At 69.6% G+C, this 15,269-nt stretch carries 11 protein-coding genes; 4 read left to right on the forward strand and 7 right to left on the reverse strand.

Annotation, left to right across the window (positions count from 1 at the left end):
* Positions 1–303: hypothetical protein (locus AB0L65_RS58035; RefSeq protein WP_364265397.1), on the forward strand; the 303-nt coding region annotated here is incomplete at its 5' end.
* Between the two features lie 6 nt (positions 304–309).
* Here the strand turns inward: AB0L65_RS58035 and AB0L65_RS58040 are convergent.
* Entirely contained in the window at positions 310–714 is a 405-nt protein-coding gene (locus AB0L65_RS58040; protein ID WP_364265399.1) for a nuclear transport factor 2 family protein, read from the reverse strand.
* 587 nt (positions 715–1,301) lie between these two features.
* Positions 1,302–2,294, reverse strand: a complete 993-nt coding sequence (locus tag AB0L65_RS58045) for a LacI family DNA-binding transcriptional regulator (protein ID WP_364265401.1) — start codon at positions 2,292–2,294, stop codon at positions 1,302–1,304.
* Between the two features lie 148 nt (positions 2,295–2,442).
* Between AB0L65_RS58045 and AB0L65_RS58050 the strand changes: the two genes are divergently transcribed.
* A complete protein-coding gene (locus AB0L65_RS58050) occupies positions 2,443–6,528 on the forward strand; it encodes a glycosyl hydrolase 115 family protein (protein ID WP_364265403.1) in 4,086 nt (1,361 codons plus the stop codon).
* A gap of 78 nt (positions 6,529–6,606) precedes the next feature.
* Positions 6,607–7,203, forward strand: a complete 597-nt coding sequence (locus AB0L65_RS58055) for an HAD-IA family hydrolase (protein ID WP_364265405.1) — start codon at positions 6,607–6,609, stop codon at positions 7,201–7,203.
* A gap of 118 nt (positions 7,204–7,321) precedes the next feature.
* Here AB0L65_RS58055 and AB0L65_RS58060 read toward each other — a convergent pair whose 3' ends face one another.
* The 4 genes from AB0L65_RS58060 to AB0L65_RS58075 form a co-directional block, all read right to left on the reverse strand.
* Positions 7,322–9,052, reverse strand: coding sequence for a tachylectin-related carbohydrate-binding protein (locus AB0L65_RS58060; RefSeq protein ID WP_364265407.1), 1,731 nt, complete (start codon positions 9,050–9,052; stop codon positions 7,322–7,324).
* A gap of 18 nt (positions 9,053–9,070) precedes the next feature.
* Complete coding sequence (locus tag AB0L65_RS58065; protein ID WP_364265409.1) at positions 9,071–9,256, reverse strand: hypothetical protein; 186 nt, start codon at positions 9,254–9,256, stop codon at positions 9,071–9,073.
* A gap of 14 nt (positions 9,257–9,270) precedes the next feature.
* Complete coding sequence (locus AB0L65_RS58070; protein WP_364265411.1) at positions 9,271–9,510, reverse strand: hypothetical protein; 240 nt, start codon at positions 9,508–9,510, stop codon at positions 9,271–9,273.
* A 157-nt stretch (positions 9,511–9,667) separates the two neighbouring features.
* Entirely contained in the window at positions 9,668–11,203 is a 1,536-nt protein-coding gene (locus AB0L65_RS58075) for an alpha/beta fold hydrolase (RefSeq protein WP_364265413.1), read from the reverse strand.
* Between the two features lie 265 nt (positions 11,204–11,468).
* Between AB0L65_RS58075 and AB0L65_RS58080 the strand changes: the two genes are divergently transcribed.
* Entirely contained in the window at positions 11,469–12,719 is a 1,251-nt protein-coding gene (locus AB0L65_RS58080; protein ID WP_364265415.1) for a site-specific integrase, read from the forward strand.
* Positions 12,720–12,801: 82 nt separating this feature from the next.
* Here AB0L65_RS58080 and AB0L65_RS58085 read toward each other — a convergent pair whose 3' ends face one another.
* Entirely contained in the window at positions 12,802–15,231 is a 2,430-nt protein-coding gene (locus tag AB0L65_RS58085) for a pentapeptide repeat-containing protein (protein ID WP_364265417.1), read from the reverse strand.
* Between the last annotated feature and the right edge of the window lie 38 nt (positions 15,232–15,269).

The raw sequence follows: 15,269 nt of genomic DNA on the forward strand, positions 1-15,269 counted from the left end.
CAGCCTGGAGGCGCTGGTCTCCGCCCGCCTGCACGGGTTGCGCCCCGTGTTGTGGACCGTCTGGGGCCGGGACTGGGAGGCGGCGACGTTCAGCAGGCCAGCTGCGCGCCGGGGATCGCCGCCCTCGGCCGCGTTTTCCTGCACGGCCTGGGCGGCGGCCCGAACGCGAACGCCGAGGCGGCGCTCGCGTTTGGGCTCGGCCTCGCGCTGCTCGCCGCGACAGCCGTCGCCGCGGCGTTCAGGCGGACCCCTCCGGAGCCCTCGCCGGAACAGGGGCGCGCGGCCGAGCTGTCGCGGCTTTGACCCTGGTCAGGCGGTGCCGTGGGGGTTGTCGATGACGTAGCGCCACTGTCCGTCCGGGCCGCGGCGGACGACGTCGGTGGCGGTGCCGCTCATGTCGATCTTGGTGCCGTCCCGCGCGGTGCCGCGCATCGACCAGTCGACGATGAGCAGGGCGATGTCGCCGGACACGTACACATGCTTCGGGCGGGCCTCGATCGGGAGCCCGAAGCTCTGCAGGTGCCGGTTGGCGGCGAGCCGGGCGGGGCCGGTGACGGGGTGGCCGGGGACCGGGACGAGGACGGCGTCGTCCTCGTAGACGTGGTCGAGGGCCTGGGGATCGGCGGAGTTCATCGCCGCGACGAAGCGGGCGGCGGGGCTGTCGGCGTCGCCGGAGAGCACCACACAAGGCTGAGATGTGTCATGACTATTCATGACAAAATGATCATATCACAGCCTGCCTCTCCCTGGTCGCCGGAAAAGGCAACGGGCCCACGAAGGCCTGGTACGGGCGTTCGCGGGGCAGGCCTGGACGTCGCGAGGCAGGCGCGGACAGGACGGCAGTCGGCACGGCTTCGGGAGCGGGCCGACGTCGGCGGGCACCACCGCGGTGATGCGGGTGCGGTGCTTGGTCAGGAAGGTGATCTCATCCAGGTAGTGGGCGCGGTCGGCGAGTTGGCCGCGCGCCTCGCGGATGCCCAGTTCCCGCTCCGCCGGCGGCTGTCCGACTCATGCGTCCGGGGCGGTCAGGTTCCTGTCGCTGTGCGCCATGGGCCATAGGTGTACACAATGCCGGGGGGTTCGCTCACTGCTCCACGTCGTCGTAGGCGAGGGCGACCCGCATGTACCGGAGCCACGCGTCGGAGGTGCTCGAGCCGATGATCGCCCTCCTGGCCTTGTCGGTCGGGGCGTGCCCGGCGACGGAGGCGATGTCGCCCGCGTCGATGAAGGCCAGATGAAGGCCACCCGACTCTGCCCCGTCCGTGGTGGTGGGCCGACCGCCGGGAACACGCCTCCGATGCTCAGGCGCGGCGTTTCGCCGGCCCGGACGACTCGCGAAGCACCAGCTCGGTAGGCAGACGGATCGCCTCGCCCTCGCGTTGTGACCGCGCGGCGAACTGCTCGATCAAAGGCTCCACCGCGAGCCGGCCGGCGTGCGAGCCGGGCCCGGCCAGGGTGGTCAACGAGGGATGGACGAAGTCGGCGGCGAAGATGTCGTCGAACCCGATCACGCTGATGTCGGCAGGGACTCGAACACCGCGCTGGGCGAGGCGTCGGATGATGCCGATCGCCAGGAGGTCGTTGTGGGCCACCACCGCCGTCGCGTCGGTGCGCAGTGCTCCGTCGGCGGCGGCCCCGCCGCCTGCGACGTTGGGGGCGTACGGACCGATCCGGTGCGCCGTCAGACCGTGCGTTTCGGCCCCGGCGCTCAGTGCCGCCCAGCGCGCCGCGCCTATCCAGGAGCTGGGTGGCCCGGCGCAGTAGGTGAGGCTCTGGTGCCCGAGCGAGGCCAGGTGTTCCAGGATCTGCCGGCAGCCGGCGCCGGTGTCGAACGTCACGCTGGTCAACCCGGGCAGCTCTCGGTTGAACAGGACGATCCGGTGCAGCTTGGCGAGGTCGCGCAGGACCTCGTCGTCGAGCCGGCTGGAGGCCAGCACGAACCCGTCCACGCCGGCGGCCAGGTCGCGAATCTGGCTCTCCTCGATGCGCCGGGACTCCTCGGCGTTGACGATCACCAGAGTGACGTCGGACGCCTTCGCGCGCTGCTCCGCGCCGCGGATCAGCTCGAAGAAGTGGGGATTGGTGATGTCGGAGAGCACCATGGCGATGGTGCGGTGGCGTAGACCCGGAAGAGTGCGGTTCTGCGGTCTGTGCCGGTAGCCGAGCTGCGCGGCGGCGGTGACTATCCGCTGTCGCGTCGCTTCGTTGACCCGGCCGGGCTTGTTGAACGCCCGGGAGACCGTCGACGCGGCCACGCCCGCAGCTTGCGCGACGTCGAAGATGGTGGGCTCCACGAACGCATCTAGCCACGAGAGTGGAAATTTTGGCAACACCTTGCAGAAGTTGTCACAAGGTACCTACGTTGCGATCATGCCGGCCACTCGATGACGTCTCGGACGAGAGGAGCGCGGAGTGTCGCAGCCCGGGCAAAGAGGTCGAGGTGTGCAGCACGACGAGCGCGATATCTCGGGTCGGGCCAGGCGGTGGTACGCGGCTGTGACGGCCGGCGCCCTGCTGGCCGCGTCGCTGACGTCGGTCGGGGTGACGCCGGCGCAGGCGGCATCGACCGACTTCACCGTCTTCAACGGCCGTACGACCGCTCCGATCCTGATCGACCCGTCCTATGGCGGCGATCACGCCGATCGGGACTACAAGCAGGTACGCCGCGCGGTTCAGGACCTGCGTCAGGACGTCGCCATGGTGACCGGGGCGATCGATCCCGGTGAGGTGCAGAGCCTGTTCGCCGACGATGAGCCGGCCAAGGAGGCGCGGCTGGCGAAGGCCGACCGGAGCAAGCTGCCGGCCCTGCTGACCGGGGCCGCGGGTCAGAAGACCGCGATCATCGTCGGCCAGATCGGTCAGAGCCGGCTGATCGACGGGATCGTCGGAGCCGGCAAGTTCGACGAGGCCGCCGGGATCAAGGGCAGGTGGGAGGCGTACGCGACCAAGACCATCAAGAACCCGGTCCCCGGGGTCGACAACGCATTGGTGATCGCGGGCAGCGACGCCCGCGGGACGATCTACGGGATCTACTCGATCTCCGAGGAGATCGGCGTCTCGCCGTGGTACTGGTACAGCGACGTACCGGTCAAAAAGCTCGACGACATCAAGGTCTCGGGCAAGGCCCGGGTCGACGACGGGCCGGACGTCAAGTACCGCGGGATCTTCGTCAACGACGAAGAACGCACCGTCGCGTGGGCGAAGAAGAAGTTCCCCACCGCCAACGGCACGCCTGACGTCAACTACTACCGGCACGTCTATGAGCTGATGCTGCGGCTCGGGCTGAACACGCTCTGGCCGGCGATGCATCTGGCTTCGAGAGCGTTCAACGCGGTCACCGACACCGGGACGTACGACCAGGGGACCCCGATCAACGCCCGCGAGGCGGCGGCGTTCGGCGTGGTCGCATCCTCCTCCCACGCGGAGCTGATGCTGCGCAACAACGAGGGCGAGTGGCGGCAGTGGTACGCCCGCAACAAGGACGCGCTCGACATCAAGGGCCCGGACGCCGTGGCGGCCTTCGACTATTCGATCAACAAGCCCGCGATCCTCGAGTACTGGCGCCAGCGGGTGGTCGCCAACGCCGGCTTCGAGAACATCCTCGCCCTGGGTATCCGCGGTGTGCACGACAGCGATCCGGTGTTCACGCCCGGCAACCCGTACGGGTTCAAGGACAAGATCGAGATGCTGGCCGACGTCATCCGCGAGCAGCGCAAGCTGATCGCCGCGGTCTACGGCAGCGTCGACGCCGTGCCGCAGGTGTTCATCCCCTACAAGGAGATGAACGATCTCTACAACGCCGGGCTGAAGGACCACATCCCCGGCGACGTGACCCTGATGTGGGCCGAGGACAACCAGGGCTATCTGCGCCAGGTGCCCACGCGGACCGAAGCCGCCCGGTCCGGAGGAAACGGCGTCTACTACCACATCTCCTACTGGGGCGAGCCGAAGAGCTACCTGTGGCTGAACTCGACGCCGATGTCCTTGATGGTGCAGCAGCTGCGTCGGGCATGGAGTTCCGGTGCGGGGCGCTACTGGATCCTCAACGTCGGGGACATCAAGCCCGGCGAGATCAAGCTCGACCTGTTCGCCAAGCTCGCGTGGGACGTCGAGGGCTATGACGACACGAACATCGGGAGCAGGTTCCTCACCCAGCACGTGCAGCGGGACTTCCGGCTGAGGGGCGCCAACGCCGCCGTGGTCGCCGACGCGCTGGAAAGGTTCGACGCGCTCGAGAACGCCAAGCGCGCCGAGTTCTGGGGGGAGATCAACTCGTCCAACGCGAACTCGGGAAGGATCCACAACGGTCAGGTCTTCCCGTTCAGCGCCACCTCGGACGGGGACGAGCTCCAGCGCTACATCAACGAGTCCGGCAAGCTGGTGGCGATTCTCGAGGATGCTTCCGCGAAGCTCGACCCGCGCTATCGCTCCGCGTTCTATCAACAGGTGCTCCATCGAGTCCGGTCCTACCGCAACATGGCAGAGCAGATCGGCTACTACTGGAAGAACCAGCTCGCTGCCGCCCAAGGCCGCTACGCCAGCGCGGGAAGCTACGAACTGCTCTCGAAGCAGGCCCGTGAGCGCATCCTCACCGACGAGGACTACTGGAACACGATCAGCGGTGGCAAGTGGGACCACGCCATCGGCCACAGCCATCCCGAAGGCTTCCCGAACGAGGGCGCCGTCATGCTCACCAACGACCGGTATGCCCGGGTCGCCACACCGGCCGATGCGGTGGGCGCCGCCGCCGAGGGGAGCAAGGAGCCTGGCCGCGGCACGCTGAGGTTCAACTCGGCCGCGCCCGACGACAAGCGGTTCTTCGACGTGTTCTCCCGGGACGACGTAGCCGACCCGCAGGAGTGGGTCGCCGAGGCGGACGCTCCGTGGATCGCCCTTTCCCGGCGCTCGGGCACGACCGCGACAGAGCAACGCGTCACGGTGACGGTCGCCAGGAACCACCCGGCCACGACGGGGACGATCAAAGTCTTCAACGCCGTCGACGGCGCCAAGACCGGCGACCCGGTCGCGACGTTCACGGTCGAGGCGGAGCGGGCAGCCGTGGATCTGCGCCGGGTCGCCGAGCCGGCGCACCTGGAGGCCAACGGATACGTGGCCATCGAGGCCGAGCACTTCTCCGAGAACGTGCGCGGCGCCGACGGGAGCCGGTGGGCCCCCCTTGAGGGCGTGGGGCAGCGCGGGGCGTCCATGGGCAGCTTCCCGGAGATCGCGCCCCGGGTCGACTCCGGCTTCGAGACGACCGCCCGCCTGAGATACCGGGTGTACTTCACCTCCACCGGGAGGTTCACCGGGACCTTCTACCGGATTCCGACGCTGAACGAAGGCACAGAGGACGGCGGCACGCCGCGAACCGCGCGCACGGCGATCGGACTCGACGACCAGGCCCCCGGCCTGCTGCGCGGCAACTCCGTCGCCGGTACGAGCACCAGCACCTGGGGATTCAACGTCATGCATGGGATCGAACCCCTGAACTTCACCGTCGAGGTGACCACGCCGGGGTGGCACGACCTCGTGGTCTACCGCTCGGACGCGGCGATCCTCTTCGACCGGATCATCATCGAGACCCGCGCCGGCTCGGTCGGTGACGGCCTCGTCGGCCCGCCCGAGAGCCCGAACAACATCGCCGCACCTCAGAGGGCCACCGTGGCGCCTCGTCCTGACACGATGCCGGAGCTGCGCCGGCTGCCCGCGATCCGGACGTCGGCAGGCGAGACGAGCACGGTCGAGGGCGTGCGGGACGTGGTGTCCGCGGCCTCCGACAACGAGACCGCCGTGTCGGTCGCGGTGCAGAACGGTCAGGTGCGGGTCACCGGACACCGGGTCGGGACGGCCGAGGTCTCCGTCACCGCCGGACGTGGCGAGGCGTGGGTGGTGCCTGTCACGGTGGGCAGGGCTGCGGGGGCGCCGGTCGGCGCCTATCTGGAGCGGGACGGTTCGGTCGTCTTCGACGCGGCCGACGCGTTGGAGAAGAGTGCCTCCGCCAACGCGGTCGACAGCAACAACGGGACGCACGGCTGGGCGCTGGCCCGCAACGGTGTCCAGGCCGTCCCGCCGGCCGACGCCGGTGCGAAGGCGCAGTGGCTGGCGACCTCGGCGGCCCAGGCCGAGGCGTTGTTCGGGGCCGGCCCGACGCAGAAGGTCAACGGGAGCTCCGCGGCAGGAGCACCGCCGCGGCTCGACTTCACCGTCGACATCCGGACCGGTGGCACGTACTACCTGTTCGTCAACACGAGCAACCCGAACGCCGACGCCGACTCCTACCACGTGCTCGTCGATGGGCGGTGGAGATACCAGTCGAACAAGTCCGGGCCGGAGACCGGATTCGAGACCTGGTACGGCAGCACGAGCGTCGCCGCGGCCGCGCTGGCGCTCGGGCCCGGTGAGCACACGATCTCGCTGGCGCCTCGTGAGGCCGGGCTGGTGCTCAACCAGATCGTCTTGACCACGGACGACACACCCGGCCTCACCGGCTTCCAGACCCCCAGCGACCGCAGAGCGAGCGCTTCATGACGCTCTGACACCGAGCCGCGCCTCATCTCATCGCTAAGCTGGAGCAGGCATTGTGTCCCCCGACTCGCAGGTGTGCCCATGCTCAACCCGGATCCACCGTACGCCGCTCTGATCTTCGACTGTGACGGCACCCTCCTCGACACGGCCGCCGCCAACGAGAGCGCTTGGAGAACGGCGCTGGGGAAGTGGGGCGTCGAGCTCGACTCCGGGTGGTATCGCGCCCGCACCGGACTACCCGCTGATGCCCTGATGACGGAGCTGACGGCGGAGACCGGACGGGAGTTCGACCACGCCGCCGTGCGCGCTGCCGCGCTCGACGCCTACAGCCGGCTCGTCGGCGTGGTGGAGCCGCACGAGCCGGTGGCGGCTGTGGCCCGGGCGCACCACGGGCGGGTGCCGTTGGCGGTGGCGTCGGGCGGCTCGCGGCGCGGAGTGGAGGAAGGGCTGCGGGCCACGGGCCTGCGTCCGCTGTTCGACGCGGTCGTCACCCGCGACGATGTCCGGTACGGCAAGCCCGCTCCGGATGTCTACGTGCTCGCCGCCGAGCGGCTGGAGGTCGACCCGGCGCGCTGCGTGGCCTATGAGGACACCGATGAGGGAGCCGCCGCGGCGCTGGCTGCGGGCATGCGGGTCATCGACGTACGGCTGGCCCTCGGCCGAGCTGCGACTTCGTAACAGACCGCAGCGGTCTGGAGGGCCCGGAGGCCCGCCGGGCGGGCGTGCGAGGACCCGCGCCGCGCCCGGTGGGACACCGCGGGCGCGATGAGCACTTGGCCGGGCTTCCCGGCAGAGGTCAGGCGCGCTTGGCCTTGCGCCATGAGTGGTCGTAGAGCGTGGCGCTGTCGAGGGTCGAGGGGCCGCCTTCGTCGCCCAGCGTAGGACCGTCGACGGTTTTGCGGCTGGAGATGAACCGGTGTTTGCCGGTGGAGTCGATTCCCAGATAAATGCCGACATGGTCGAGGGCTGTGCCGTCGTCCGTGCTGGCGTCCCAGAACAGCAGGTCGCCCGTCTGCAGGTCCGCGTAGGACGTGGGTTTGGCCGTTCCACCGTCGATCACGGTGACCCCCGGGGCGTTCTCGTCGGCCATTTGTACGGCTCGGCGGGGGAGCGCGGACTTGCTCAGCGTGTCGCCGATGCCCAGGGGGTATCCGCCGCGGTAGCCAAGGACCATTCTCACGAAACCGGAACAGTCCAGCGACTCCAACTGGCGGGCTTCCGGGGGGTCGGTCTTGTCGTCGTAGGTCCAGGTGAGGCCGAGGTAGTCGTTGAAGTCCGAGCCCTCCTCCCGGGTGCCGTCCGGGAGTAAGGGGCCGTAGTGGGCATCGCCCGCGTAACGCAGGCCGTCACGGACCTTGGAGGGGGCATCCGCGAGGTACTGCGTGGCGATCTCCAGCAGATCCTCGTCGGTCCTGGCGATGTTGGCCGTCGGCCATGAGGCCGCCCATGGCGCCGAGGGGGACCACGGGCCGGGTAGCAGGCGGACCCAGGCTCGGGTCGAGACGGTCGCTTCGGTCGTTGTCTCGGCGAACTTGCGTTGCTGGCCGTAGGTGACGGCGGTTCGGGCGCCTTCGGTCAGGACAGCGCCGACCCGGCCTTGGCTGTAGTAGAGGCTCTGGCCGGATCCGCCGGGGGAGTAACCAGTGAAGGACTGCCCAGGCGAGCAGGCGGCGGCGTCGGCGAACAGGGTGGTGAAGGAGGCGAACCCTTCTTTCAAGGGGCGGCGGTCCTGCCAGACCGGTGCCCCGGCGAGGGGGTCGGCATGATGCTGCCACCACATCCGGCCGGACGCGTCGAGCGCGTAGACGACTCCCGCTCCGGCGCCGGACGGACTGCGGTAGTCCTGCCAGCCCTCGCCGGTTACCATTCCCGTGCCCGGGCCGAAGGCGGTGCCGCCTGCGACCGGATCGGTGTGGTCGTACCAGCGGACGTGTCCCTTGGTGTTCACGCCGTACAGGGTGCCGTCGCGCCCGGTCATCAGGGTGGTGATCGCCGTCCAGCCCGAGCGGATGACCTTGCCGCTCCCCGGCGCCCACTGGGCCTCGCCGGTTGTCGGCGAAAGATGGCGGTACCAGTGCAGGTCGCCTGCTTTGTCGAGGGCATAGATGACTCCGGAACCGGCCGACACGATGTCGACGAAGTCGCCCCAGCCGTGGCCGATGACCGTGCGCTCGCCGGGAGCCCAGCCGCGCTCACCGGTCGCCGGATCCAGGTGACGGTACCATTTCAGGTCCCCGTCGCCGTCGACCGCATAGATCACGCCGTTGCCGCCGGAGAACACCTTGGCCAGCGTGTTCCAGCCGTAGCCGATCTCCTTGCCGCTGTCGGCGACCCAGGAATCCTCGCCGGAGGCGCCGGCGCGGTGGCCGTACCAGCGCAGTTTTCCCCCGCCATCGATGCCGTACACCGGCACGACCGCCGAGCAGGTCAGGGCGGAGGCGGCTGCGGCGGGTGGCGGGTCGAGCGTGGGCAGCAGGGAGGTTCCGACGATTGCCGCGGTCAGAACGGCCAGATGTGTACGCAGCATGTCCGCAACCTTTCGATCTCACGCCTCGACGCCACCGGGCTGATCGTAGGAAATGATCTCACGGATGTCCCCGGGGCCAGGCTGCCGCCGACCGCGCCCGCGGGCCTCATGCGCGAGGCGCCGCTGCTGCTCGTCCTCGACGAACCCACGGCGGCGCTCGACCCGCAGGCCGGCGTGCTTCCTGCGGGCGCGTACAGGAAGCACGCCGGATCGGTGGTTCAGTGGCAAGCCACCCCGAGGAGCCAGAGACGGCCGTTGTACGTGGGCTCGCCGCCGTTGTCCTCGGCGTCACTGTGCTGGGCCTTGATGGTCACGCAGAGATTCTTGCCGTAGACCTTCACCGGACCCGCGTAGTACTTGAAGCTCCCGCCATCGGAGTCCCTCTTGCCCTTCACGTTCTCCACGTAGTCGTCGGCCATGAGGTCGTTCTCCATGTAGATGCCCATGGGGGTGCGCACGCCGTACCGCGCGAGACCGGGACGCTTGGCGAGGACGGCGCAGTTCCAGCCGGTTCTCGCGTTGTAGTAGAGCTTGATGTCACTCCGGAGGCCGTCGCAAGCACGACCGACAGAGATTTGCGGAACATGTCGAACTTCTGATTCGACGTCGACCAGTTCAGTGCAGGGGCCGGCCGGTCACCGAGAGCGGTCGCTTCTCTTGGAGGCCGCGCACGGAGGTGGGCGGTTGCGAGGGGTACTCGGGAGCGCAGTGCGTGCCGTTCGGCGGCAGCTTCAGGCTCGTCAGGTACGTCTCGATGTGGTCGCGGGCGCAGGTGCTGTTGCGGTACTGGCCGTGGCCCACGCCGTCGTACTCCAGGATCCTCACGTTGGGGATCTGCGCGGCCGCGGCGTAGTTCCAGGCCGCCGGGGTGCCGACGTCGCGGCGGGCCGTGGGCAGCAGGACCGGCGGGGCCCCCGAAATGTCCAGCCGGTGCTGCGGGTTGGTGACCTTGCCCTGCCAGCCCAGGCAGTAGACGACGTCCGACCAGAACGGTGAGAGCTTGGTGTGCGGATAGAGCGCCTCGAGCGCCTTGCGGTACTGGTCGAGCTCCTTGAAGCTGCTGATCTGCCACTTCCAGTCGGCGCACCAGATGGCCGGGTAGGCGTAGCTGACGGTCTCCGCCTTCGGCGTGGCGAAGGTGCGGAGCGTGGCGGCCTTGCCGGCATCGAGGGCCTTCAGGGTCGTCGCGACCTCGAACCAGCTGCCCGCCGGGTCGTACATGCCGTCGAACAGGAACATGCGCAGCTGCTCGGCCGTGATCGGCTCACCGGTGGAGGGGTCCTTCAGCGTCCCCTCGGCCGCCTTGCGGTGCAGCCCGTCCCAGATCGCCGTGACGTTCTCGCCGTTGAGCGGGCAGGCCTGCGTCTCGCCGCACCACGTGACGAACGCCTTGAACGAGCCCTCGAAGTCCTCGGTGGTCGTCTGCAGGTAGCGGAAGGCGGAGGTGATGCTGTGGTCCATGTTCGAGTCGATCGCCATGGCCCGCAGGTTGCGCGGGAACAGCTCCGCGTACTGCTGGCCGACCTGGGTGCCGTACGAGATGGCGAAGAAGCTGATCTGCCGCTCGCCCAGCGCGGCGCGGATGGCGTCCACGTCACGGGCGGCGCTCGTGGTGTCCACGTGGTCGAACACCGGGCCGGTGCGCTCGCGGCAGTTCTGCGACAGCTTCGCGTTGTAGGCCAGCCAGGCCTCGTACTCGCTCTCGTCGGCCGGGTAGGTGGCCGGCATCTGCTCCACCAGGTCCCGGTCGCACTGGATCGGGTTGCTCCGGGCGACGCCCCGCGGGTCCACGCTGACCAGGTCGAAGTACTGGCGCAACGCGCTCTCGGCGGGGATGGCGTTGCGGAGGATGAACGGGTTGATCCCGGAGGCGTCGGGCCCGCCGGGGTGCACGACCAGCACGCCGATCCGCTTGGCCGGATTGAGCGCCTTGAGCCGGCCGATCGCCAGGTCAAGGGTCGGGCCCGAAGGGTTCGCGTAGTCGACCGGCACCTTGATCGTGGCGCACTCGCCGCCATGGTCGCCGCACGCCGCCCAGCTGACCGGGGCGGGGGCGGCCGGCTGGGGGTCCGGTTCGGCCGAGGCGGCCGTGGTGGTCACGGTGGCGAGCATCACACCCGCCAGGAGAGCGCTGACTAACCCTTTTCGCATGGAATTCCTGTCCCAGATCGCTGTTGTCCTGCCGCGGCCTCATTGCTTCCGGTAATGGCTCCGGTCAGAATGGGCAACCCACAAGATACATCATTTCGGAGCGCGTGCTCTGTTATTAGAGTGGCCGGGAGAGGTTCAGATCATGGTGACATCATCATCGTGACCGCTTGGCCTTCGACGTGCACCAGAAACGATCATCAATATAGGATCACCTGCGCGACCGCCCGCTGGCGTCCGCCACGGACCATCCCACGGTGAACATGCCATGACCTCGAACGACGCCGCCGGCGAACACCACCCCGCCCACCGCCGCCCCGACCCCGCCGAACCGCTGCAGCCCTCGGCGATCCTCCGGCCCGGCGACGCCGCGCACGGCCCCACCGGCCACGCCACGGCGGGACCCGGCCTGCCCGCGCCCGCCATGCGCGTACACGACCAGGACGTCGCGCCGCCGCCGAGAGCGCTGGTGCGCAGCGTCGGCGAGATCGCCGGGCTGTCGCCGCGCCGCCACCGCGGCGATCGCGGCGAGGTGGCCGGGCACGACGTCGACCGCGTCGACGCTCTCGACCCGGTCGCGTGGCACGCCGCGGCGACCTGGCTGCAGAGCCTGAAGACCGCCGAGACCCGCCGCACCTACCTGGCCGCCCTGTCCGGGTTCCTGGCCTGGCTGAACACACTGGACGCCCAGCGACGCCCGCCCGGACTGCTGGCCGTCACCGAGGACCATCTGCAGGCGTACAAGGACGACGCGCTGAACGGACGGCTGCGCCACGGCGTGCGCGAGCCCGGCACCCCGCTGGCGGCCAACACCGTCGCCAAGCGCATCACCACGCTGCGCTCCTTCTTCAAGTACGCCCACCGCCGCCGCGCGAACGACCACAACCCGGCCATGTACGTGGAGCCGCCGCCCACACCCCGCGGGGGCCGCACGTTCCCGCTGTCCAAGACGGAGGCCGGGCAGGTGCGTGAAGGGGCGCGCATGCTCGCCGAGACCCGCCCGGACGCGGCCGCCGCGGTGGCCATGCTGGCCGGGCTCGGAACCCGCAGCGGCTCGCTGCTCGCGCTGACCGTCGGCGACATCCGCACGCTCGTCGACTTCCACGGCGTCCGGCACCTGACCGTCTCCTTCCGCAACAAGGGCGGCATGGAGGAACTGCTCCCGCTGCCGACGCTGGCCACGGAGCTGCTCAAACCGCTGCTGGCCGGCCGCGCCGCCACCGAGCTGCTGTTCAGCAAGCGCGACGGGTGGCCCATCGACCGCTGGTGGGCCCGTGACGCGCTGCGCGAGGCCGCCCGGCTGGGCGGCATCCCTGCCGAGCGCGCCGCGGAGCTGCACCCGCACATGCTGCGCTCCACGTACATCACCCACGCCTTCGCCCTGGGCATCGCGCCCGACAAGGTGCAGGCCGCCGCCCGGCACGCCAGCATCGCCACCACGCTGCGGTACAACCATCCCGACCAAGACCTCGGCGGGCACGTCGCCTACCAGCTCGAAGCCGACTTCGACGACGCGTGAAGGCCGCCACCGTCCCGCCGCAGCACCAGTGAGACCACCGCGGCGAGAGACCGGGTGGCGATCCCGCCGTCACCAGGCGGTGCTACGGCATGCCGGTGATCGCGCCGTCCAGGCTGGAGCGCTTGAGATCCAGCGTGCTCAGGTCGCATCCCCGCAGGTCGACGCCGTCCAGATCACACTCACGGAACGACGTGTGGTCGAGAATCGCGCCGGTGAAGACCGCATCGGTCAAGGTCGCCGGCTGGATCATCGCACTGCCCAGCCGGGTGAAGGCGATGGTCGCGTTGACCATCTCGCTGAAGCCGAACCCCGCCCTGGTGAGGTCGGCGCCGGCCAGATTGGCGCCGGTCAGGTCGGCGCCGGAAAAGATGGCGCCGCGTGCGGAGGCTCGCGACAGATCCGCGCCGGTGAGGTTGGCACCGGCGAAGACCATCTTGTCGAGGTCCAGTCCGCGCAGATCGGCGCCGGAAAGATCGACTTCCTCCTCGGCGTTGTCGGCGCGCCACTGATTGAAGGCGAACGGCCCCTGCCTCAGGATCCCGATAACCGTCGCCACCCCGGCCTCCCCGTCGAGACGCTCCACTCGCTCAGGACCGTCGGTGGTGTAGGCGTCGAGCGCGGCGACGTCCTCCCTCGCGCTGTCGAGTTCCGCGGCGAGTTCGTCATCGTACGGATACATGTCCGCCATCGCCTCCGTCATCGCGAGGCGAGTGCTCAGCAGTTTCAGCGCGTTGTCCCGATCGCCGTTGCTCCTGGCCAGCTCGGCGAGGCGTCGGAAGGCCAGGCCGGCTTCCACGGCCGTTTCCGGGCTCGTATTCGCCTGGAAGAGCCGGGTACGGATCGCAGAGCACTCGGCCCAGATCTCGTATTCCTTGTCCTTGTGCTCCGGCAGGTCGAGCGCGCGGTACACCTCGCCGAGGTGCTGCAACGAGTTGGCGAGCCGCTGGTCTGCTTCCATGAAGGTCGGGTGCTCGGCCGCGAGCTCGTGGTAGATGTCCACGGCGACCGTGAGCACGGCCTCGGCCGCCGCCAACTGGCCGTCGGCGAACCGGGCCTGGCCGCAGGTGTCGTGCGCGGCGCCGAGGCAGAACCTGGCCTCGTCGCGCTGCGGGTGGGTGACGGCCCACTCCTTGACGGCGGACAGCGACCGTTCGGCCACCTCTCGCGCGGCGCGCGGGAAGTTGTGCCGGATCAACATGGCGACCAGATTGTCACGGATGGCACGGTGGTGGCCGTTGGCCGCCGACACGTGCGGCGCGATCTCTCCCAGGAGCGCCATCCCCGCGTACTCGAAGTCCGGCTCCAGGCTCTCGATGACGGCGAGGACGAAGTGTGTCAGGTCACCCATCCCGTCGACCGCCACCAGGTGCCGGCAGACCCCGACGTAGTCGTCGAACGTGCCGTCGCCGTGTGTCCGGCTGTAGTGCATGTTCATGGCGCGTTCGTGACGGTCGGCGATCGCCGGGCCCTGGTGCGGCGCCAGCATCTCCGCGATGCAGCGGTCGGCGAAGTAGACGGTGTCCCCGTCCCACCCCTCCCACGCGTTGAGCAGCCCGAGCTCGGCGAGCCGGGCCGCGGTGGCCTGCACGCTGCTGAGCGCCGCCCGCTTGGGCTTCGGGCGTTCCCTCCGGTCGGGCTTGCTGGTGTCGCAGGCGACGGCCAGGTCGTACGCGGTGACGGGGAAGGTGGAGATCGCGGCCTGGAGCAGGGTCTCTCGCTGTTGCCCTGTCAGCTCGGCCACGATGAGGTCGAGCGGTACGGCCCCCTGAGTCACGGCCGCGAGTCGCGCCCCCGCACCCTCGGGGTTCGCCGACAGCCAGGCGTCGACCAGTTGCAGGGACCGTGGATGCGCCGCGGTCGCGCGGACCACTCGCTCGCGGGTGGCCGGATCCACCGTGGACAGGAAGGGCAGTCCGGCTGCCAGCTGGGTTCCCGCGGTGAGGTCCAAAGGGTCGAGCCGCAGGACACCGAGCCGGTTGCCCGCGGCCGACGGCGGTGGCGGCGTCCGGCTGGTCACCAGCACCCGGCCCCGATCGGCGGCCTGGCACAGTCGGTCGAACACCTCGCCGAAGCCGGGATCCAGGTAGCCCGTGCCGCCGAGGTTCTGGCTCAGGTCGTCGAAGAGCAGGACGAGGGGGAAGTTCTTCAGGAGTTGGCAGGTCGTGTCCAACATGGCGTCGTCCGACGGAGCCAGGCCGAGGGCCCCTATGATGCGCGTTTGTTCCGGGGAGAGCTCCTCGCCCCAACCTAAGAAGGCTTCTGTGACGCCTCGGAACAGCGTTTGCGGAGCCCATCGGCCCACCACGGCGGCTGCCCCCCAGCCATCGGCCCGAAGCCGCCCGAGCACCTGGCGAGCCAGGGCGCTCTTGCCCGCCCCCGCGCCCCCGGTGATCACTAGCCCGGCCGGCCCTGCGGCCAGCATGGTCAGCGCGGCCCGCAGGTCCGGCTCTCTGACCAGGCCGGGCGATCCGAGCCGCCGCACCTCCGGGCTCATGTTCGTTTCCCCGTTCACGATCGCGTCCTCCCACAGGCACGACGAATTTGACTGAT

This window comes from Nonomuraea sp. NPDC052116, from assembly GCF_040680035.1.
GTDB classification, from domain to species: Bacteria; Actinomycetota; Actinomycetes; order Streptosporangiales; family Streptosporangiaceae; genus Nonomuraea; species Nonomuraea angiospora_A.